Source organism: Bradyrhizobium algeriense, from assembly GCF_003062295.1.
Taxonomy (GTDB): Bacteria; Pseudomonadota; Alphaproteobacteria; order Rhizobiales; family Xanthobacteraceae; genus Bradyrhizobium; species Bradyrhizobium algeriense.
On the sequence record NZ_PYCN01000015.1, the window covers coordinates 59,317 to 80,689 of the forward strand.

The 21,373-nt window shown below is 62.0% G+C and carries 18 protein-coding genes, 2 tRNA genes and 1 pseudogene; 7 read left to right on the forward strand and 14 right to left on the reverse strand.

Going from position 1 to position 21,373, the window contains the following annotated elements; all coding sequences use genetic code 11:
• Positions 1 to 4: 4 nt before the first annotated feature.
• On the reverse strand, positions 5 to 184 hold the full coding sequence (locus tag C7G61_RS25360) for a hypothetical protein (RefSeq protein WP_108519413.1): 180 nt from the start codon (positions 182 to 184) through the stop codon (positions 5 to 7).
• A 270-nt stretch (positions 185 to 454) separates the two neighbouring features.
• Here C7G61_RS25360 and C7G61_RS25365 point away from each other — a divergent pair.
• Positions 455 to 529: transfer RNA gene (locus C7G61_RS25365), tRNA-Asn, on the forward strand.
• A 355-nt stretch (positions 530 to 884) separates the two neighbouring features.
• Positions 885 to 1,598, forward strand: a complete 714-nt coding sequence (locus tag C7G61_RS25370) for a choice-of-anchor K domain-containing protein (protein WP_244608467.1) — start codon at positions 885 to 887, stop codon at positions 1,596 to 1,598.
• A gap of 75 nt (positions 1,599 to 1,673) precedes the next feature.
• On the opposite strand, the gene C7G61_RS25375 is transcribed toward C7G61_RS25370, so the two are convergent.
• Complete coding sequence (locus tag C7G61_RS25375; RefSeq protein WP_108519522.1) at positions 1,674 to 2,159, reverse strand: anthrone oxygenase family protein; 486 nt, start codon at positions 2,157 to 2,159, stop codon at positions 1,674 to 1,676.
• Positions 2,160 to 2,161: 2 nt separating this feature from the next.
• The gene (locus tag C7G61_RS25380) at positions 2,162 to 2,983 is read right to left on the reverse strand and encodes an NmrA family NAD(P)-binding protein (RefSeq protein WP_108519415.1); all 822 of its coding nucleotides are present in this window, start codon (positions 2,981 to 2,983) and stop codon (positions 2,162 to 2,164) included.
• A 101-nt stretch (positions 2,984 to 3,084) separates the two neighbouring features.
• On the opposite strand from C7G61_RS25380, the gene C7G61_RS25385 reads away from it, so the two are divergent.
• Positions 3,085 to 3,738 (forward strand): TetR/AcrR family transcriptional regulator, encoded by a 654-nt coding sequence (locus C7G61_RS25385; protein WP_108519416.1) that lies wholly within the window; start codon positions 3,085 to 3,087, stop codon positions 3,736 to 3,738.
• Positions 3,739 to 3,753: 15 nt separating this feature from the next.
• Here C7G61_RS25385 and C7G61_RS25390 read toward each other — a convergent pair whose 3' ends face one another.
• Positions 3,754 to 4,011: a hypothetical protein gene (locus C7G61_RS25390; RefSeq protein WP_108519417.1), complete on the reverse strand. Its 258-nt coding sequence runs from the start codon at positions 4,009 to 4,011 to the stop codon at positions 3,754 to 3,756.
• A gap of 254 nt (positions 4,012 to 4,265) precedes the next feature.
• Between C7G61_RS25390 and C7G61_RS25395 the strand changes: the two genes are divergently transcribed.
• Positions 4,266 to 4,445 carry a hypothetical protein gene (locus C7G61_RS25395; protein WP_108519418.1) on the forward strand — a complete coding sequence of 60 codons (180 nt, stop codon included), beginning with the start codon at positions 4,266 to 4,268 and terminating at the stop codon, positions 4,443 to 4,445.
• A 59-nt stretch (positions 4,446 to 4,504) separates the two neighbouring features.
• On the opposite strand, the gene C7G61_RS25400 is transcribed toward C7G61_RS25395, so the two are convergent.
• A tRNA-Cys gene (locus C7G61_RS25400) sits at positions 4,505 to 4,578 on the reverse strand.
• A 314-nt stretch (positions 4,579 to 4,892) separates the two neighbouring features.
• Between C7G61_RS25400 and C7G61_RS25405 the strand changes: the two genes are divergently transcribed.
• Entirely contained in the window at positions 4,893 to 5,336 is a 444-nt protein-coding gene (locus C7G61_RS25405) for a hypothetical protein (RefSeq protein ID WP_145963686.1), read from the forward strand.
• A gap of 70 nt (positions 5,337 to 5,406) precedes the next feature.
• Here the strand turns inward: C7G61_RS25405 and C7G61_RS25410 are convergent, their stop codons facing one another.
• The 5 genes and pseudogenes from C7G61_RS25410 to C7G61_RS25430 all read right to left on the reverse strand — a co-directional run bounded on the left by C7G61_RS25410 (position 5,407) and on the right by C7G61_RS25430 (position 9,773).
• Positions 5,407 to 6,048 carry a hypothetical protein gene (locus C7G61_RS25410; protein ID WP_145963687.1) on the reverse strand — a complete coding sequence of 214 codons (642 nt, stop codon included), beginning with the start codon at positions 6,046 to 6,048 and terminating at the stop codon, positions 5,407 to 5,409.
• Positions 6,049 to 6,200: 152 nt separating this feature from the next.
• Entirely contained in the window at positions 6,201 to 6,824 is a 624-nt protein-coding gene (locus C7G61_RS44040) for a hypothetical protein (RefSeq protein ID WP_145963688.1), read from the reverse strand.
• Between the two features lie 473 nt (positions 6,825 to 7,297).
• Positions 7,298 to 7,960, reverse strand: a pseudogene (locus tag C7G61_RS25420) (N-acyl amino acid synthase FeeM domain-containing protein); the annotation flags it as partial.
• Positions 7,961 to 8,309: 349 nt separating this feature from the next.
• Positions 8,310 to 8,789: a hypothetical protein gene (locus C7G61_RS25425; protein ID WP_244608463.1), complete on the reverse strand. Its 480-nt coding sequence runs from the start codon at positions 8,787 to 8,789 to the stop codon at positions 8,310 to 8,312.
• Positions 8,790 to 8,996: 207 nt separating this feature from the next.
• Positions 8,997 to 9,773 (reverse strand): DTW domain-containing protein, encoded by a 777-nt coding sequence (locus C7G61_RS25430; protein WP_108519423.1) that lies wholly within the window; start codon positions 9,771 to 9,773, stop codon positions 8,997 to 8,999.
• 327 nt (positions 9,774 to 10,100) lie between these two features.
• Between C7G61_RS25430 and C7G61_RS25435 the strand changes: the two genes are divergently transcribed.
• Complete coding sequence (locus C7G61_RS25435) at positions 10,101 to 10,457, forward strand: hypothetical protein (RefSeq protein WP_108519424.1); 357 nt, start codon at positions 10,101 to 10,103, stop codon at positions 10,455 to 10,457.
• 25 nt (positions 10,458 to 10,482) lie between these two features.
• On the opposite strand, the gene C7G61_RS25440 is transcribed toward C7G61_RS25435, so the two are convergent.
• The 4 genes from C7G61_RS25440 to C7G61_RS25455 are packed head-to-tail and all read right to left on the reverse strand — an operon-like array spanning position 10,483 to position 19,627.
• On the reverse strand, positions 10,483 to 13,587 hold the full coding sequence (locus C7G61_RS25440) for an efflux RND transporter permease subunit (RefSeq protein ID WP_108519425.1): 3,105 nt from the start codon (positions 13,585 to 13,587) through the stop codon (positions 10,483 to 10,485).
• A complete protein-coding gene (locus C7G61_RS25445) occupies positions 13,588 to 16,737 on the reverse strand; it encodes an efflux RND transporter permease subunit (protein WP_108519426.1) in 3,150 nt (1,049 codons plus the stop codon).
• Positions 16,738 to 16,782: 45 nt separating this feature from the next.
• A complete protein-coding gene (locus tag C7G61_RS25450) occupies positions 16,783 to 18,177 on the reverse strand; it encodes an efflux RND transporter periplasmic adaptor subunit (RefSeq protein ID WP_108519427.1) in 1,395 nt (464 codons plus the stop codon).
• Positions 18,167 to 19,627: an efflux transporter outer membrane subunit gene (locus C7G61_RS25455; protein WP_108519428.1), complete on the reverse strand. Its 1,461-nt coding sequence runs from the start codon at positions 19,625 to 19,627 to the stop codon at positions 18,167 to 18,169. Before C7G61_RS25455 ends, C7G61_RS25450 begins: the two co-directional genes overlap by 11 nt.
• Before the next feature lie 431 nt (positions 19,628 to 20,058).
• Between C7G61_RS25455 and C7G61_RS25460 the strand changes: the two genes are divergently transcribed.
• The gene (locus tag C7G61_RS25460) at positions 20,059 to 21,372 is read left to right on the forward strand and encodes an NAD(P)/FAD-dependent oxidoreductase (protein WP_108519429.1); all 1,314 of its coding nucleotides are present in this window, start codon (positions 20,059 to 20,061) and stop codon (positions 21,370 to 21,372) included.
• The last annotated feature ends 1 nt before the right edge of the window (position 21,373 follow it).

Consider the following 21,373-nt stretch of genomic DNA (forward strand, 5'->3'; position numbering starts at 1 on the left):
CCGCCTATTCGATCGCCACAGCGAGCCGGGCGATCAGCCGCGCGACTTCATCCAGGTGCTCGGTATCATGCGCTTCAATGGCTTGCGCGAGTCGATGCAGGCATTCGTCGTCACTCATGGCGGGAATGTCGCTTGGGACGATCGAAGGAACCGCGCGTATCAGGTCGTTCACAATGGCTGGCATCGAATCAGCTCCCATGAAACCCGGACCCGATCGAACCTTTTGGGCGATTGCGTCGAATTGGCGGCCCGATCGATCACACCTGTGTATGACGGATTTGCGCCCTGCCTGGTTCCAGCCACCGCCTGTCCGGGGCAAAAACAACGACAAATGGTTGTAGCACAGGGGCTTTCTCGCCCCGCTTCAAGCAAGCGCGCAGCCTGTGAATTGGTCCTTTGCAAGCCCGAAAGGCTTTGTTATACGCTGCCCGCTCGCGAACCTTGTTTCGCCTGTTCCTCGGTAGCTCAGCGGTAGAGCATTCGACTGTTAATCGAATGGTCGCTGGTTCGAATCCAGCCCGGGGAGCCAGTTACGGCTTTATGTCCTCCGATACGACAGATTAAATCCCGGCCAGCGCGGCATAATACGCCCACTGGGGCCGAGAAGCCTCGCCGCATTTTGCCGGATATCTTTTCCGCAATTCGCAAGCTGTCGCGCGCGCCACGAAACGGCTGCGCCGGCCGGTGTTCTGGCCCGAAGCCATCGGACTTTGAAAAGCCGCCCGCCCAGCCCGGCCAGCACTTCCTTTCAGGCGAACATGATTCGCCCTACAACCCGGGGATTGATATTTAATTCTGAAAATTAAATCTACTCCCTTGACTAGCTATATAATAGCTGAGAGGGTCCCATTATAATAAATCGTTAATAAGCTGGGGTGTCCGACATGGGCAAGGTATTTAAAATTCTAACCGCAGGTTTGCTCGCCGCTGCAGTGCATTCACCGGCCAATGCAGCACTCGTGAGCTTCACCGGCGACGGCAATTTTTCCAACATCACGAATTGCGGCGGCAGCCCCAGTTGTTCCATTACCAACAACGGCAATGTGCTCAAAATGTCGGGCGCATCCGACTATCAAAACAAGCCGAGCACGCTGACCATCACGGACATCGTCGGCACCAACATCCCGACCGATAAGAACGATTACGTTATCGGCAAGATCACCTGGGTGAACCTGGCCACCCGCAACACCGACCAGAACTTCAACGTCAACTACACGTTCTCGCTGAACTTCACCTCGCCGAGCAATGCGTTTGATTCTCAGGTGTTCAACCTGAACATCCGGCAGACGACCAACCCGTCGCCTGACAACGTGTTCAACATCACCCAGGCAACGCTCAACAACCTGGGTCCATTCACCCTCAACGGCGTTACGGTTTCCGACATTCACTTCGTTGAATATGGCGATGGATGGTACGACGGCACCAAATGGGTGAATCCGGAGTGCGGAACGTCGACGCTCAAGATCGTGGCAGACTTCACCGCCGTAGCTGCGGTCCCGGAACCGTCGACCTGGGCGATGATGATCCTCGGCTTCGGCGGCGTCGGCTTCATGGCCTATCGCCGCAAGCGGAATGGAAGCGCTCTCACGGCTGCCTGATCTCACGCGCTGAAAACAATTCGAAAGCCGCCCCCTGATCCGGGGCGGCTTTTGTTTGTCGGCATCTCCGGCGCCCTATTTTGCCGCAATCGCCGCAATAAACAGCGCGCAAGCTGCCGTGGATGCGACCGTCCGCACGTGGTTCCACAACGTCCAGTCCGTCAGATAGCGCGCCCACAGCGAGGCGGCCTCGGGGCTTGCGGGGTCGGCCGCGGCAAGCGCGTTGTTCAAGGGCACGTTGAAGATCATCGTGACGACGAACATACCGAGCACATAGAGCACGCCGCCAGCTACCATGGCCATCGCGCCGGGCTCGCCCCAGCGAAACAGCGCGATCACCGCCAGTGCTGTGCTCGCAGCCGTCGTTGCCAGGAAAATCGGCAGGAACAGCGATTGGACGATCGCTATGTTGATCGCATTCATCGCCGCGATGCCTGCCGCCTGCCCGATGCGGCCAAGCGCCGTCATGATGAAGGCCGAAAACGCGAAATAAAGACCGGCGAGCAGGCCGCAGCCAACAGCGGAAAACCACAGCAGGCCGACTATCAACATCTGCAGCATGATCATGCCCTCCAGACACCGGTCGCCGCGGTTCGGCTGATGTAATCGGCAAAGTCGCGCGCGGGGCGGCCGAGCGCCTGTTCGACGCCGTGCGCGACTTCAGAATTGCGCCCGTCGAGCACCACGGTGAACAACTCAAGCAGAAGCGCGATGTATTCCTCAGGGACATGGGACCGCATGCCGGCTGCAAAATCTTCCGAACCGATCTGCCGATAGTGCACCGGCCGCCCGGCGGCCCGGGCGATCTCGGCCACGGCCTGCGCAAACGTCAGCGCGCGCGGCCCCGTCACCTCATAGACCTTGCCGGCATGACGCCGATCCGTCAGCGCGGCGACGACGACCTCGGCGATGTCATCGGCGTCGATGAACGGTTCGGGCACGGCGCCCGCCGGCAAGGCGATCTCGCCGGCCAGCACGCCGTCGAGCAGATAGCCTTCGGAAAAATTCTGGTCGAACCAGCTTGCGCGCACGATGGTCCAGGGAACGCCGGATTGCTGCAACGCCGCCTCCGCCCGTTGCGCCCCCGGCTCGCCGCGGCCCGACAGCAATACGACGCGCTCCAGTCCGTTCGCGCGCGCCAGCCGGCTGACCTCCGCGATCGCCTCGGCGGCGCCCTCGACGGCAAGATCCGGCTGGAAGGTGACATAGGCCATCGAGACGCCGGCAAGCGCGGCCGGCCATGTCTCGGGCCGGGTCCAGTCGAACAGAATGGGCGTCGAACGCGACACCGGCCGCGTCGGGACGCCGCTCGCCCTTAGCAGCGCATTGACACGCGCCCCGGTCTTGCCGGCGCCGCCGATGATCAGGATCGGAAGTTCTGACATGGATCATCCTTTCGGAACACAATACGAGAATATCTCGTATTTGCTAAACCCGATAAACTCTCGTATTAGTAACGTCAAGTCGCTTTTATGTGAGAGGACCGATGCCGAGGGGAAAAGCCGGACAGAAAGCCGCCGAAGCAGGCGCTGGGGGATTGGCGCGCCTCGTCCCGACCCAGCAGCGCAGCCGCGAGCGGTTCGAGAAAATCCTCGCATGCGCGGCAGCGCTGATGGCTGAAAAGGGCAGCGAAGCCTTCCGCATGAGCGACGTCGTCGAACGCAGCGGCGTGCCGTTCGGCTCGCTCTATCAATACTTTCCCGACAAGACCGCGATCATCGGCACGCTGGCGGGACGCTACAACGCGGTTGGCCGCGACTGCGTCCGGCGCGACCTCGCCGTGGTCAGGAACGCGAGGGACCTGCATCCGGCTTTGTGCCGCATTACCGACAGCTACTATCAGATGTTCATGGACGTGCCGGTGATGCGCGATATCTGGCAAGCGACGCAGGCCGACCGTGCCTTGCAAAAACTCGACGAGGAGGACGGCATCTATCTCGCCGGGCTGCTCGGCGACGCGCTGCGGCGAATCGCACCCGGCACGCCCGCAACCGCCCTCGCCTCGTTTTCCCAACTGATCATGACGCTGATCGCCGCCACAGTCCGCCACGCCATTACGCAGGACGCGAAGGAAGCTGCCCGCATTCTCACTTTGTTCAAGCGGATGCTGCCGAAGAATCTGGCCGCGCTGGAAATATAAGGAAGCGGTTGGTGCTCACTGTTCGAACACCGCAGCGCAGGCCGGGCTCAGGCTCGACTTCTGCCGGCGCAGGCATGCGGTAATCGCCCGGGCGTTCGGGATCTCGCCGGCGCAGAGGCGGTAGACGTCGGGCGTGCAGGCCCGGCGCTGTTCGGGGGTGCCTTGCTGGGCAGCGGCCGAGCCGCTCGCCATCAGCGTGAGCAGGAAGCCGAGCGTCGAAGCCCGGCGCGAACGAAAGAGCCCTGCCGCACTTCGCGCAAACCGTGCCTTCATCACCGCGTCTCCCTGGATCGTGCCTACCTTGACAAGGCCGGCGTCATCCAGGCGAATACGCGAACTAAATTTTGCAAAAAGTGATTTTTCTCACACTCGACCCCGCCTGCGCGGGGTTAGCGTTTGAGCGGGGAACTCAACACTTCAGTAACCAGCTTTGCCGCGGTCGGCGAATCGTTAAAATTCGAGCGATCCGCTCAATCTGGAAACAAAATAGTTTTGCGACCATCGCCTCTGGAACCCCGGAGAGCGCGATGAGCGAAGTTGAATACGACTTGCTGCTGGAAGCCGTTCAAACGGCTGTTGCGCCAGTCCCGGAGGATGATTTCGTGGTCCAGACACAGCGCTCTTATCCGTCGCCGCGTGCCGCCAACGACAACCGGGGCCCGTGGCCGTTGGTTCCGTTTCCCGAGGGCTGGTACGCCGTCTGCTGAAGCACGGCTGGCCTCCTGCGGCCTCTCCTATAATCGGCCTAAGCCATTGATTATATGGATGGAGGCCACGACCAGAATTGAACTGGTGTACACGGTTTTGCAGACCGTTGCGTAACCACTCCGCCACGTGGCCCCATCGGGCGCACTCATATACGCCCTGCCCCGGATAGGCAACCAAGCAGCGCTGGCCCTGCGCAGCACTGGTTAGCGAACCACAGCCCCCTCAACCGGCGGACATATCGTCCATCCGAAAGCGCACTGGGGCCACACCCACAGAACACGTGGGTGCACTGGCGGAAATCGCTCGGCATTGAGTAGCTAAGGAAACCGCACTCCTCTGTTCGGCGTGACATCAGGCTGCCCCCACATTACGCCCGGCCCAGAACGGCCGGTCGTCGGGCCGTGCATGCTATGTTGGTCATCCACGCGAATCAGGGAGACCTGTCGATGTTCTTGAAGATTGGCAATGACTACATCAACACCGCGCAGATCAGGCGCATTCGGCCGTTCGTGAAAGAGAACGATCGTGGGCACTATGTCATGGTCGAGATGCTGGACGGGGCGAAGATCGAAGGTCACTGCAAAGAAGATCGCGTTGCCGCGCTCACGCGGCACTATCTGCCCGCTCCGTCCGGGACCGAAGTTTCCATCTGGGCGAACGAGTCGGGCACGCTTCAACCGATCGCCGAGTTGCAGAGGGAGACGCTTGTGGGCTTTGCTTACGACGGCTTCGAGGAACTATGTCCGGTCACTGTCGAATCGGGAGTGTTAGAGTCGCCATATAATCTCAAGTCGCCAGATGGGCGTGTGCGGGCATCATGGGGTGAGGAGTTCGAGTCCGAAGACAAAATGATCGCCGCTGCTCGAACGCGGTTCGCCAAGGCGGCTTGATCTCGAGCTTCGAGTGCCGTTGCCACAATTCCTTTATCGCCTGTTCGGTAGAGAGCCCGAATTCGCCCCCTCAGCCGGCGGGCGTATCGCCGAGACGGTTGTTCCGAAGGCCGAGCTTGGCCGTCCTTGCGCGGATGCCGCCGACCGTCCGCTTCATTTCCAGCGCGATGGCTCTCGGCGGCTTGCCGCTGCCAATCAACGATCGCAGCAGGGCATCGTCTGCCGCCGTCCATTCAGCGCCGTTCAGTTGAAAGCGCTCTTCGCGGCTCGCTTCCCTGGTTGGCGGAGCAAACCTCATCCAGCCCAGCGTCTCATGGAAAATGACAACGAAGGCGATCCAGAGAACGATGGCGCGCCCCTCGGACAAGGCGGCAGATTTGATATGTCCCGCGCTGAAACTAGCCGGCACCAAGGTGCTCAGGGCAGGCCAGGTGTCTCCTGCGATCGAATTGACGGCATATACGTACAGCGACACGAACGGGCCGGAGGCGATGGCACCGATGGCCGCAATCAGCCAAAGCGGCAGTTTGCCCCGGACTCTCTGGCTCACCAATTGGGTGACGAGGCCGCTCAGCCACCAGGGCACAATGGCGAGCGAGAGGACATAGACGGTCGCGTCGGCGGCGCCCATGATGGCCGTATACGGCCCGAGAATGGCCGAAAGCACCGCCAGCACGATCGGAACGCCGCAGAAGAAAACCAGATCGATCAAAGCCTGTTTCGACAGGCGCAAATGCGCAACCAATTCCATCCCGTTGCTCCGCTTGCATCCGACGCATCCGTCATAGTGCGGGGGAAAGAATGGAGCAACCATCGTAACCCGGAATCGGCGTCACAAGGCCCGACCTCGGCAGACCCTGCAGCTTAATCTTGCGGGTTATGATACAAACTTACGGGCACATGCCTTACGCGAAATTCGAGCCCTGTTCGCTCGTGCGTGTGTCGGGAATTGAGAACAAGCGGGTTTTTGTCGCACACTGTAATGGTCGCTTTCGCGTCGGCCTTAGCCAGATGCGCGAACCATTTTGCCATGACATTATCTACACGAGGCCCCTTACAATAAATAATCAACGAACCATCGTTCTGTCCCAGCATACCGGTCGAGTATCGCCTGCATAGTTGCTGCAGCCCCTTGAATAGCCATTTGTAGCTTGAATGAATTTTTGCTTCCGCCAGCCACAAGAAACCATCGACACCTTTGATAACGATGTCGCGGTGGCCGCCAACGTCGGTGTCATGAGAAGCATCAAATCCCAGAGCGTTGAGCTCAACGATGATGTCAGTCGTCAGGGAATCCTCGTCCCGGTCAATCCGATGATGGGCCGTTTTCGTATGTTCGAGAACGATCCAATCGATTGCAGCATTGACTGATTCAACTCTGTCAGCATTAGAAGCCGCAAACATATAGTTTATCTGAATGATCCTAGGTGCCGATCCACCAAAAATCATCTTCAGATCGCGCAATGAAAAACGATCGTCTTGCGTCACAATGGCATCACAACATCTGTATTTGCGGCAAGTTTAGCACTTCGCGATAGTTTCAGAAGAGAAGAGGATGGAACAAAATACAGGATTAACTTTCCTTCGAAGTCGTGGATCGATTGGCCCGTTTTAGGGTGGACGAATTTTCCCGACCGCAAAGTCTTGGAAAGAGTTTGCGGCGCGATCTGATACTCCATGCCGGCATCGTCAACGTATTTGCCCCTTGCCTCGAGTATTGCTCGATCAGACGTTGTCAAGATCGTCAAAGCGCGCAACAGATCTGAATCAACTTGCGTCTTTCCTACAATTTTACTGAGAGTGGAAAAATTCAACGATCCCAGTCGATGAGAATCCGGTCGCGTCACATGGTCGAGGATTTTAAGGCACAATCCTAACTCGGGATCATTGCGCAGGCTATCGCGCAACTGCTCTCGCAGATCCGCCAAAGGTTGCTCCAATGCCTCCATCGTTGAAGACGACCGCTCAAAGAGCATGCGACGCTCGAAAGACGTCGAGCGCATCATCGGATAGCGCTCGAAGATTCTCTCGCGTACAACCGAATAATCCGCTGCCATCAGACCGACCGGCTTCAAGAGGCCAGGAAACCATCGCGGCTCAGCAATCGTCTCGCACTGGAATACACGCCGATAAAACGCTTGGTGTTCGGCACGAACTCCCGCAAGCCCGAGATCGGCATTGAAATACCCGCACGCCATGCACGCCAAGCGAACCGTCAGATAAGGCAATTCCGGAAACCGCACGGGCTTATTGGGGTCGGCAACAAAGCGCGAAGGATCGATAATCACCTGGCCCAGATCAAGCTTGGGAAGAACGATATCGCCGAAGGTATCTGCCGAACATGACTCGCGCCACTCCGACGTCAGCACGCTGATCCGAAGCGAACTGTACAGCTCGTCTTGAAGGTAAACACCGAATGTCCACGAATTCGGTAGATCATCGTATTGATCCGTGACGCGCTGATCGTCAGATGGCCTGATCGCCCCCTCGCGCAGATAGGCGCGGTAGCGAAGCCGGTAGATATCTTCCTTTTCTTCCGTCGTTTGCGCCAGGCGATAGTCCACTTGATCAAGGATATCCGACCCCCGATCCTGAATTCGCGGGGCTATCTTTGATTGTTTCATGCGCTATGAGCCCTTGCCCAAAACGGACTTGGCAAGACTACCCATATTTCAACCGAAATGCCATTGAGTATCCCAAATCGGCACCGAACGCCTAACCCGCTTACGCCGCCCAAATCCCGCTTCTCTGACCCGGGTGCGGGGTTCGAGCCTGCAATCGGCGACACCGCGGCGCTGTCAAAACGCGCATCTGGTAAGGCGAACACGCCGTTTTCCTTCGGTGTCGGGCCGTCCAGCACATCCGAACGACCCTTCACCGAAATCTCGGTGCCCGCTGTGGCTTAAAACGCCCAGCTGATGGCCGCGACAACGAACGGCGCGGCCGCCACCAGGACCGGCCACAGCCGGAACATCAGGCGGCGAGATTACTACCTGCGGCAATTTTCTTTTTGAGCGTCTCGCACACGGTCCGAACTTCGGATGTCATCAGGGAACAATCCTCGATCTGCAGGAAGTAGCGCTTGCCTTCCTCGCGATAATTCGCCGCCAACTCCTTGATCTCGCTCACCGTGGCGTGCACGCCGGCAACCATCGCCTCACATTTCCTGGCGGCCTCGGTCAGTTCGGCACCGAGGGCTTCAATCTCTTTCACCGCCGCGTCGTATTCGCGGACCACGGCTTCGGCCGAGAGCTTGCCGACCTGATTGACCCCTTCCCTGTGCTCGACGTAGTCGGGCATCGGGCCTTTCGGCAACGGACGATCGTGGCTTTCGGACACTTCTCGGAGGACCGGCCCTCGCCGGGTTCTGCTGATTATATTGCCGATTTCTCCTTCCAGTTCATCAGCGTCGAGTAATGGAGAACGCGTCAGAATTTCTGTGCTTAAAGTCATCGACTAAGCTCCAAATTGTTACGCGGAGGGAAAGGAATTTATCACCGTCAAGGGCCGTGTCACCATTGTCCACAGCCGTTTCCGGGCAAAACAGGATTACCTATGTCGTGAGGCCGACATTGGAACCAGGCGGGTAACGGTGCAACAGTGGACACCCAGCGAGACACACGCACCTCGTCGACAACCCTCTGGTTGAAAGGTCGGAAGTCAGCCCCGCTTGCGCCGCCGATAGTCCTTCTTCTTCGGCTTGGGCGCGAGCTCGGGCATTTCGGCCTGCACTTCCCGATACCGCGCCAGCATTCGGTCAAAGCTGGCGTTGAGCGCCTCGGCGATCTCAGGCCGCTTTTCGAGCCCCGCCAGCAGCAGGCCTGCGGCCTCGATCGTGGAAAGGCCGTCGCCGCGCGGCTCCTTGCGGAGCTTGCCATAACGTGACGGGCGTTTCGGGCCCAGAATGACCCGCTGGCATTTCAGCATCCACGCATTGCGCCACCACAGCGCCTTGGCCTGGCTCCAGGTTCCGTCGAGCAGAACGATGCCTTCGATGTCGGACAGGATGGCGCGCTGGTGCGGCTCGACCTCGCCCTTCCGATTGATTGCGACGATCTCGGCATCGGTATCGAGATCGGCGACCTTGGCCGAGCCGAGATAAAGCACCGCCCAGCGCGAAGGATCATCGACCTTCCGTCCCAGCGCCTTGGACAGGCTTGGCCAGGACAGGCCGATTTTGACGACCGCATCCTTGAAATGCATCGCGGTCAGCCGCGCGGTGCCGAGCGCCCTGTCCTGCTCCTGCGGGTGCTGCAGGATCAACAGCGAGATGCGGCTCTTGATCGGCGTAACGCTGTCGCAGATACAGAGCGGCAGCGGCTTGCCGCAATGCGGACAGTCCGGGACCACCTCTTCGGCGGCGCCGGACTTGGAGACGCCGGACTTGGGGCCGCCGGACTTGGGGACGCCAAACTTGGGATTGGCTTGTTCTGACATTCGCCCGCTATACGCTTCGTGGCGGGTAATTCAACCGTTCGGCAGGCACCGTGACCGCCGGCGCCGCACTTGCAAGGCCGGCTGAAGCCGAAAAAGTTGCGGCCTTGTCCCTTTCACGAGAGTTTCGCCGAATACGCTCCGCAGCCGAACCGGGAGACGAAGAAGATGCTCTTGCATCGAATTTGGCGTTGGTGATGAGATGGTCCGAAACTGATATCGAGACGCTCCGCCTCACGGGTTCAGACCGCTGATCGTCAAGGCTGTGGAGATTGCGCGATTGTTGGTCATGGTGATAAACGACCCAAACTGCAACTGGAGAGCGTTGGAATGTCAGCAAGTGAAATGGGCAAGACGGCATTGAAACCATCGTTTGCCCCTTCGCCGTTAACGACTTTTTTTATAAAGCTTGCCGCTGTCACTTGTGCGGTGCTCGTGTTTTTTTATGTGGCCTTCACTCTTATTACGGGCTTCATCGAAGAGCGGGCGAATGAACTGGCGATACTAAAAGGTGGCCCGGCATTTTGGGGAACGATGGAAGAAAAATTGTACAAACTTGCCAGCGGCCCGGATTTGCCGCCTGAGAAGAAAGAAAAAATCGTCAGTGCTCTGCGAACCCTTTCCGTTCGCTACAAGCCATACGTCGATGCCATTGCGAGCGATGTGAAAAGCCAACAGCAACGCTGAGGCCTGCAAAAGCCCCTCGAAGCTTCTATTCGGCCGGCGCCGGGATCGCTGCCGGCCGGGATCGCTGCCGCAACCGGTCGATCAGCAGGTAGATCACCGGCGTCGTGTAGAGCGTCAGGATCTGCGACACGAACAACCCTCCGATGATGGTGATGCCGAGCGGCCGGCGCAGCTCGGTGCCGGGGCCGGTGGCAATGACCAGTGGAATGCCGGCAAACAGGGCTGCCATCGTCGTCATCAGGATCGGCCGGAAGCGGGCGCGGCACGCCTCGAAGATCGCGTCCGCCGACGACAGCCCGCGGTGGCGTTCGGCGTCGAGCGCGAAATCGACCATCATGATGCCGTTCTTCTTGACGATGCCGATCAACAGGATGATGCCGACAAAGGCAATCACCGTCAGCGGCGTGTTGGTCACCTGCAGCGCCAGCAGCGCGCCGAGGCCTGCCGACGGCAGCGTCGAAATGATCGTGATCGGGTGCGCCAGGCTCTCATAGAGCACGCCAAGCACGATATACATCGCCACCAGCGCGCCCAGGATCAGCAGCGGCTGCCGGCCGCTGGTCCTGTTGAAATCGCCGGCATTGCCGTCGAAACTGCCGCGGATGCCTTCCGGCATGTGCAGTTCCTCGACCGCGCGCTGGATGTTCGTGGTCGCGACCTCTAGCGGCACGTCGGGCAGCAGATTGAACGAGACCGTCGTCGAGGGAAACGATTGCGAGTGATACACCGCGAGCGGCGACAGGCCGCGCTGGTAGCGCACCACGGCCGATAGCGGCACCTGGGCGTCGTTGGCGCCGGCCACGAAGATACGCTCGAGGTTGGAGGGATCGCTCTGGAATTTCGGGTCGATTTCCAGCACCACCATGTACTGGTTGCGCTGGGTATAGATGATCGAGATCTGCCGTTGCGCGAACGCGTTGTTCAGGGCGTTGTCGATATCCTGGACGCGCACGCCGAGGCTTGACGCCGTCTTGCGGTCGATCACCAGCGACAATTGCAGCCCGCCGGGGTCGCGGTCGCTGGAAACGTCGGTGATGCCCTCCACTGTCTCCATGCGCTTGGCGACCAGCGGCGCCCATTTCTGCAGCAGGTCGAGGTTGGTGCTCGACAGCGTATACTGATAGTCGGAATCGCTCTGCCGTCCGCCGGTGCGGATGTCCTGCGCGGCGAACATGAACAGGCGGATGCCGGCGACCCGGTAGAGATTCCGCCGCAGCCGATCGATCACCTGCGCGGTCGACATACCCGCCCGCTCCTCCGGCGGCTTCAGGCTGATGAACATGGTGCCGCGGTTGGAACCGCCGCCGCCCGGGCCCGCGGTGCCGCCGAGGGACGAGCCAACACCGGCGACCGCCGGATCGGCCATCACGATGTCAGCCAGTTGCTGCTGCAGCCCAAGCATCGCCTGGAACGAGGTGTCGGGGGAAGCACGGGTCGCGCCGATCACGAGGCCACTGTCGTCAGTCGGGAAATAGCCTTTCGGGATCTTGATATAGAGCACCACCGTCAGCGCGATGGTTGCAAAGAACACGACCAGCGTCAGAAACGGGAATCCCAGCACCGCGCGCAGCGTCCAGGTGTAGAAGGAAACAATGCGCGACAGTGTGCCCTCGACCAGGCGGTCGAACCAGGTCGCGCGGTCCGACGTCGCCTCCTTGATGTAGTGCGCGCAGATCATCGGCGTGACCGTGAGCGAGACCACAGTCGACACCACGATGGCAAAGGTCAGCGTCAGCGAGAATTCGCGCAACAGCCGGCCGACGATCCCGTCCATGAAGATAAGCGGCGTAAACGCCGCGATCAGGGATAGGCTGATCGATAGCACGGTAAAGCCGATTTGCTTGGCGCCCTCCAGCGCTGCCGGGTAAGGCGCCATGCCGTGTTCAAGGTTGCGGTACATGTTCTCGATCATGACGATGGCGTCGTCGACCACGAAGCCGACCGAGATCGCGAGCGCCATCAGCGACAGATTGTCGATCGAGAAGCCGGCGAGCCACATGCCAGCGCAGGTGCCGGCCAGCGCCAGCGGCACCGAGACGCCGGCCGCGATGGTCGGCGTCAGCCGCCGCAGGAACGCGAACACGACAACCATCACCAGGAACGCCGTCGCCAGCAGCGTGTACTGCATATCGAGCACGCTGGCGCGGATGGTGCCGGTACGGTCGACCAGGGTCGAAATCTCTACCCCGCCTGGGAGCCACTGCTTCAGTTCCGGCAATAGCGCCCTCACCCGGTCGACCGTGTCGATGACGTTGGCGTCGCCCTGCTTGGTGATCTGGATCAACACCGCCGGCTGCTTGTTGAACCAGGCGATCGAGCGGCTGTTGCGGACGGAATCCTCGACGTCAGCGACGTCGGCAAGGCGGACGAAATTGCCGGCCGAGCTCTTGATGATGATGTCGCGGAATTCGGCCGCTGTGCGCATCTGCTTGTTGGTCGAAATCGTCTCGCTCTGGCGGCCGCCGTTGAAGATGCCGACCGGCCCCAGCGGATTGGCGTTGATGATGGCGAGCCGCACGTCGTCGGTGGCGATATCAGCATTCGACAGCGCCACCGGGTTGAGCGCGATCCGCACCGCCGGCTGGTCGGCGCCGGTGACGTTGACTTCGCCGACGCCCGGCACCTGCGAGATGCGCTGCGCGATCACGGTGTCGGCGACGTCATACATCGCGCTGGTCGTCAGCGTCTTCGACGTCAGCGCCAGCACGAATACCGGTGCGGCGGCGGGATTGGCCTTGCGGAAGCGCGGCAGCGACGGCAGGTCGCTCGGCAGGTCCGCCATCGAGGCATTGATCGCAGCCTGCACATCGCGCGCCGCGCGGTCGATGTCGCGACCGATCGAGAATTGCAACTGGATGCTGGTGGTGCCGAGCGAACTGGTCGACGTGATCTGGTCGAGGCCCGCGATCTGGCCGAGCCGGCGTTCCAAGGGTGCTGCGACCGTCGACGCCATCACGGAAGGATCGGCGCCGGGCCGCGTGGCCGACACCCGGATCATCGGGAAGTCGACATTGGGCACCGACGAGACCGGCAGAAAGACATAGGCGACGATGCCGACCAGAAAGAGCCCAATCGCCAGCAGCGTGGTGCCAACCGGCCGCCGGATGAAGGGCTCCGAGATCGATGCCATCTATTGCATCCCCTCGGTGGCCCCGGCAACCGTCGGCCCGGGAGGCCCTGGGTCCGGCACCGCCTTCTCGATTTTGCGATTGATCCGGTCCAGCGCCAGATAGATCACCGGCGTCGTATAGAGCGTCAGCAACTGGCTCAGCAGCAAGCCGCCGATGATGGAGATGCCGAGGGGAAACCGCAATTCGGCGCCGGTGCCGCTTTCGATCGCCAGCGGCAGCGCGCCGAACAGCGCGGCCAGCGTCGTCATCATGATCGGACGGAAGCGCAACAGGCAGGCCTGCACGATGGCTTCATTAGGCGACATGCCCTGATGCCGCTCCGCCTCCAATGCGAAGTCGATCATCATGATCGCGTTCTTCTTGACGATGCCCATCAACAGAATGATGCCGATCAGGCCGATCACCGACAGGTCCTGCCCGAACAGCATCAACGCCAGGATGGCGCCGACGCCTGCGGACGGCAGCGTCGAGAGAATGGTGATCGGGTGGATGTAGCTCTCGTAGAGCACGCCGAGCACGATGTAGATGGTGACGATCGCCGCCAGAATGAGCCATGGCTGTCCGGCCAGCGATTTCGAGAACTCGGCCGCGTCGCCGGCATAGACGCCGACGATGCTGCCGGGCATGCCGATATTGGTCTCGATCTTCTTGACCGCCTCGACGGCATCGCCCAGCGCCTCGCCGGGCGCGAGGTTGAAGCTGAGCGAGACGGCTGGAAACTGCGCCAGATGCGAGATCGCCAGCGGCGCGGTGGTGCGGGTGAGCGTCGCCACCGCCGACAGTGGCACCTGGGCGCCCGGGGCGCCTGCGGTCGTACTCGCGGCCCCCGGCAGATAGAGCTTCGAGAGGATCGACGGATCGCGCTGGTACATCGGCATCGCCTCCAGCACCACGCGATACTGGTTGGCCTGGCCGTAGATCGTCGAAATCTGCCGCTGCGCGAAGGCATCGTTGAGGGTGTCGTTGACCGCCTGGAGGCTGACGCCGAGCTGGCCGGCGCGCTGGCGGTTGATGTCGAGCGCGGCGCGCAAGCCGCCTTCCTGCGCTTCCGAGGAGACGTCGCGGAACAGCGGATCGCGGCGCATTTCGGCAATCAGCTTCTGCGACCATAGCGAGACCTGCGCCGCATCGGTGCCGGTCAGCGTATACTGGTACTGCGAGCGGCTCGACTGGGTCGAGATCTGCACGTCCTGCACCGGCTGGAAATAGATGGTCATGCCGGGGATCGACGCGGTGCGTTGCTTCAGCCTATCGACCACGACGGAAATGTCGTCTTGCCGCTCGCCGCGCGGCCGCAGCGTCATCACCAGGCGCCCGACATTGGTGGTCGGGTTGACCGAGCCGGCCCCGATCACGGAGACCACGCCGACGACGTCAGGATCGGCCTGGATCGCAGCCGCTGCCGCCGCCTGCCGGCTTTGCATCTCGGCAAAGGAAACGTCGGCGCCGGCCTCGGTCACCGCCGTGATCGACGCGGTGTCCTGCAGCGGCAAAAAGCCCTTCGGCGCGATCACGTACATCACGAGGGTCGCAGCGATGGTGGCGAACGTTACAACCAAAGTCGCGCGCTGGCGCTGCAGCACCCACAGCAGCGTGCGATGGTAGAGGGCGACCATGTGGTCGATACCACGGCTGACGGCGGTGAGCCCCGGGACCGTCATCTCCTCGCCGACATGCTTGAGCAGTCGCGAGCACATCATCGGCGTCAGCGTCAGCGAGACGATCGCCGACGTCACCACCGCGATCGTCAGCGTGAGTGCGAATTCGCGGAACATGCGCCCGACCAGCCCGGACATGAACAATAGCGGGATGAACACCGCGATCAGCGACACCGTCAGCGAAATCACGGTGAAGCCGATTTCGCTGGCGCCCTTGAGCGACGCCTCCATGACGGATTCACCGTTCTCCATGTGCCGGACGATGTTCTCGATCATCACGATCGCATCGTCGACCACGAACCCCGTTCCGATCGTCAGCGCCATCAGCGACAGATTGTCGAGGCTGAAGCCCGAAAAATACATGATGCCGAAGCTGGTGATCAGCGATAGCGGCAGCGCCACGCCCGCGATCAGGGTCGCGCGCAGCGACCGCAGGAACAGCAGCACTACCAACGTCACCAGCACTACGGAAAGGATCAGCGTGAACTGCACGTCGCGGACGGACGCCCGAATGGTGACGGTGCGGTCGGAGACGATGGTCAGGTTGACGCCGGCCGGGATCGCGCGCTGCACCTTGGGAATTTCCGCACGGATCTGCCGGACCACCTCGATCACGTTGGCCCCGGGTTGCCGCTGGATGTCGATGATCACGGCCGGCGTGCCCTGATACCAGCCGCCGGTGCGGTCGTTCTCCAGCCCGTCGATGATGATGGCGACGTCGCCGATCGTGACCGGCGAACCGTTGCGATAGGCGATGATGATCGGCTTGTAAGCATCAGCCACCGCGATCTGGTCATTGGCGGCGATGGTGTAGGCCTGCTGCGCGCCGTCGAGCGATCCCTTCGGCCCCGACACGTTGGCGCCCGCGATGGCGTTGCGCAGATCCTCCATCGAGATGCCGTAGGCGGCGAGCCGCGCCAGATCGGCCTGCACCCTCACCGCGGGCTTGAGCCCGCCGAGGATTGCAACGCGCCCGACGCCGGAAATCTGGCTGAGCCGCTGGCCCAAAATCGTATCGGCGATATCGCTCATCGCGCGCAGCGAAATCGTCTCCGACGTCAGCGCCAGCGTCAGGACCGGGGCATCGGCCGGGTTCACCTTGGCATAGGTCGGCGGATAAGGCAGGTTTCTCGGCAGGATTCCGGCGGCGGCGTTGATCGCGGCCTGCACGTCCTGGGTGGCGCCATCGATGTCGCGGTTGAGGTCGAACTGCAGCGAGATCTGGCTGACGCCGAACGAGGAGGTCGACTGCATCGACGACAGCGACGGAATCTGTCCGAGCTGGCGCTCCAGCGGCGCCGTGATCAGCGACGCGATCACGTCGGGGCTCGCGCCCGGCAATTGCGTCGTCACCTGCACGGTCGGAAAGTCAACCTGCGGCAGCGCCGATACCGGCAGCGCCCAGTAGCCGAGCGCACCGCCGATCATCAGCGCGATCCCCAACAACGAGGTCGCGATCGGCCGGCGGATGAACGGTTCGGAGACGCTCATGGTTGCGTCCTCACTTGCGAATTCATTTCAGGCGTGCGGTGTCGATCATGGCTGCGACTTCGCAGCGCCGCCCGACGGCTCGGCTGGTGCCGGGCCGGTTTGTCCCTTCTGATCGCCCTCGCCGCGCTCGCGCTTGCCGCGGTGCTCGCCATCCTTGCCCTGACCACCCCTGGGCTCTCCCTTGGGCTCTCCCTTGGCATCGGGGCTGCGGCTGCGCTTGCGCGGCGCGAGGTCCGCGGTCGGCGCCCGGTCGTCGGTGCCGATCAGAACCTTGGCGCCGTCGGACAGATTGGCAAAGCCCGTGGTCACGACGCGGTCGGAGATCGAAAGGCCGCTCGCGATCACGGCGTCGTTTTCGTTCTGCTGCGTCACCACGACCGGCTTGGCGGTCGCGACATTGTCGGGGCCGATCACATAGCTGAACGTCCCGACAGGGCCGCGCTGCACGGCCGACGCCGGCACGACGATCGCCTTCTCCAGCGTTTCGACCTTCAGCCGCACATTGACGAACTGTCCGGGCCAGAGCTGGAACTTGGCGTTCGGAAATTCGGCCTTCAGCTTCAGCGTGCCCGTGGTCGGATCGACCTGGTTGTCGATGCCCTTGAGCGTACCTGTATCGACGACGGTGACGCCGTCATTGCCGAACACGTCCACCGCCAGCACGCCCAAGGCGGCGGCGGCGTTGACCCGCACGATCTGCTGCTGCGGCAGGCTGAACTGCACCGCGATCGGCTGCAACTGGGTGATGATGACGAGGCCGGTGACGTCAGAAGCGCGGATGATGTTGCCCTGGTCGACCTGGCGCAGGCCGACGCGCCCCGTCAGCGGCGCGATGACCTTGGTGTAGCCGAGCATCGCCCGCGCATTGTCGATGGCGGCCTGGTCGGCCTGCACCAGCGCTTCCTGCTGGGCGACCACCGCGCGCTGCGTATCGGCCTGCTGCTTGGAGCCGGCATTCGACGCGGCGAGTTGCTGATAGCGCGCCAGATCGAGCTTCTGGTTGGCGAGCAGCGCCTCGTCCTGCGCCTTCTTGGCCACCGCCTGATCGTACTGGGCCTGGTAGATCACGGGATCGATCTCGGCGAGCACGTCGCCCTGCTTGACGTCCTGGCCCTCGACGAAATTCACCTTGATCAGCTTGCCGTCGACCTGAGCGCGCACGATAACGTTGTTCAACGCGCGAACCGAGCCCACAGCATCGAGGTATACAGGCACATCCTGCGTCCGCGGCGTCGCCGCCAGCACCGGCACCGGGAGGTCGGGGCGCGCACCGGGGCCGCCACGGCCATTCTGTTTCTGCTGAAAGGCGTACCAGCCGAGATAGCCGAGCCCGCCGAGGATCAATAGCGTGATCGTCAGCGACACCATCCGCCGGCCAATGCCGCGCACGACGCGCTTGCCAGCCGTCTTCGGTTTGTCATCTTCCGGCTTAAAGAGCATCGACCGGCCTTTCCATCCTGGGCTCCCAGCCGCCCCCCAGCGCCTGATAGAGGCTGACGATCGCCTGCAGCCGGGCCAGTTGGGCCTGCCACAGCAAATCCTCCGCCTGGAATAACGTCGTCTGCGTATTTAGCACAGTTACGATATCGGCGGTTCCAGCCCGCAACTGCTGCTCGGCAAGCTGGAACGCCCGCCGCGATGCCGCCACCACTTCGCGCTGCAGCCGCAGCCTCTCCGTGGTCTGGCGGATCGAGTACAGGGCATTGTCGACATCGGCAAAGGCCTGCACCACGGTCTTGCGATAGATCTGCAGCAACTCGTCCTGCCGCGCCTTGGTGAACTCGAAATTGCCGAGGATCCTGCCGCCGTCGAAGATCGGCTGGGTCAGGCTGCCGACCATGCTGAAGAAGGCAGCGTGCGGCTGAAACAGCGAGGACAGCGCCGAGCTTTGATAGCCACCCTGCCCGGTCAATTGGATACTCGGAAAGAACTGCGCGCGGGCATTGCCGACATTGGCGGTCGCCGAGGCAAGCTGCGCTTCCTGTCGGCGGATGTCAGGGCGCTGCGTCAGCAACTCCGACGGCAGGCCGGGCGTGACCCGCGGCGAACCGATCTGGTTGAGCGACCCGCCCTTGACGCGAACGGATTCCGGCGGCCGCGACACCAGGGTTGCCAGCGCGTTGATGTTCTGGTCGAGCGTCTGTTTCAGCGGTGGCACCTGCGCGCGCTGGTTGGCGACCACACTCTCCTGCTGCGCGACGTCGAGGTCGGTGCCGGTCCCGGCTTTGAAGCGGTCGCGGATGGCGTTGAGGATGCGCTCGGCGCTGGCGATGTTCTGCTGCGCGGTCCGAAGCCGGTCCTGCGCGGTTAGCACCTGGAAATAGGCATTCGCAACCGTCGCCAGCGTGGTCAGCGCGACGACATCGCGGTCGAAGCGGTTGGCGATTGCGGTCTCCTCCGCGGCCTGCGCGGCGTCGCGGTTCTTGCCCCAGAAATCCAGCTCGTAACTGGCGCTCAGCGAGGCCGAATAATTGACCACCTCACGGCCGCCAATGCTCAAGCCGCTGGCGCTCGATCCGGAGGTCCGGGAATAGCTCTCCGAGCCGCTGCCGCTGAGAGCAGGCAGCAGCGCCGCGCCGGCGATTCGCGCCTGCGCATCGGCCTGCTTGAACCGCGCAGTGGCCGCCGCAATGTCCAGATTGACGGTCTGCGCCTCTTCCATCAGGCCCGTCAGCTCGCGCGAGCGGAAGCCGCGCCACCAGTCGAGCGTCGGCGGCGCGTCGGCGGCCTTCGAAAGCCGCGCCGCCTTGTAGCCATCGGGGACGTCGAGCGCGGGATCGGGAAGATCCTTGGTCAGGATGCAACCGGAGGACGCGGCGACGAGGCCAAGCACCGCAAGCGATCGCGCCAGCCGCTTGCCGCCGGGGACAAGAGCGGGCCAGCCTTCCATCGCAGCAGTTGCAATTCGCTGGGTCACACCCGTTCTCCACCGGGCAAATCCCGGCCCGGCGCACGGCGAGCGCTTCTCCTGATGGCCTGCGATACGTTCACGGGGTGATGCTTCCGTTGGAACCTCGGGAATCATACTAGCCTTGGGACTGGGGCGCGGACAGCCCCGCGCGGTCCTGCGCCGACCGTCCGTTCGGGTGAGAAAAACAGGCAGTAAATTGCTCGCTTCCCCTTATTTATAGGGCTTGGAGCGATGTCGGGACGCGGCAGGACCGCCGAAATCTTACGAAGATTTCATGGGGTTTTCCTTCGGTTTTTCCCTGTTCTGACGTCCCGCGTCAGCCTGTCCTGCAAGCTGATCCGCACCTGTGGCCGATTTGAAACTCCGGGAACAGCCCCCCGTATCTCGCAGCGTGCCATGGAGGGCCAAAAATGCGGGTCGCGGTGGTCGGGACGGGAATCAGTGGCAATGCCGCGGCCTGGACCTTATCGAAACATTATCCGGTCACCGTGTACGACCGCGAAGTCAGGCCCGGCGGCCACAGCCACACCGTCAGCATCGACTATGACGGCACGCGGCTTGCGGTCGACATCGGCTTCATCGTCTACAATGAACTGAACTATCCGGACCTGACGGCATTGTTCACCCATCTCGGCGTCGAGACCGTCGAAAGCTGCATGAGCTTTGCGGTGACGGCGGACACCGGCCGCTTCGAGTGGAAAGGCGGCGGCAACAACTGGTTCGAGACCGCGCGCGGATTGTTCGCGCAAGCCAGCAACCTGCTGTCGCCCTCCTATCTCTGGATGCTGCGCGACATCATCACCTTCAACCAGCAGAGCATCGAGGATTACGCAGCCGGAAAACTCGCCGGGCTGACGCTCGGCGAATATTTCCGCACGCGCCATTTTGCGCCGCGGCTGTTGACCGATTATCTGGCGCCGATGGGCGCTGCGATCTGGTCGGCGCCATCGAGCGAGATGCTGGACTTCCCGGCCGAAAATTTCGTCGCCTTCTTCGCCAACCATCGCCTGCTGCAATATGACCGCCCGGTCTGGCGTACCGTGAAAGGCGGCAGCCAGCACTACGTCGAAAAGCTGACCGCTTCATTCCGCGACCGGATCAGGCTTGGCTGCGCCGTCACGGCAATCGAGCGTACGCTCCATGGCGTCGTCGTCCACGATAGCCACGGCAAGACCGACAGCTACGATCATGTCGTGATCGCCTCCCACAGCGACCAGGCACTGGCGATGCTGTCGGATGCCGACGAGCGCGAGCGCGCTATCCTGGGCGCGATCGGCTATTCCCCCAACACGATCTATCTGCACCGCGATCCCGCGCTGATGCCGAAGCGCCGGCGCGCCTGGGCATCGTGGAATTTCCTGCGCTGGCCGCGCCAAGGGGGTGTCGATAACGACGTCTCCGTGACCTACTGGATGAACGAGCTGCAGGGCATCGATCACGACAGACCGTTATTCGTCAGCCTCAACCCGCCGGTCGCGCCCGATCCTACGCTGACCTTCGGCAAGTACCTCTGCGAGCATCCGCAATATAACGCCACAGCCTTTGCCGCCCAGAAGCGCCTGCCCGAAATTCAGGGCCGGCGACATACCTGGTTCTGCGGCGCATGGACCGGATACGGATTCCACGAGGACGGTTTGCGATCCGGCCTTTCAGTCGCCGAAGCGCTCGGCGCGGTGGCACCATGGCGCCAAGTGCTGCCCGGACTGGCGGAAGCCGCGGAGTAGT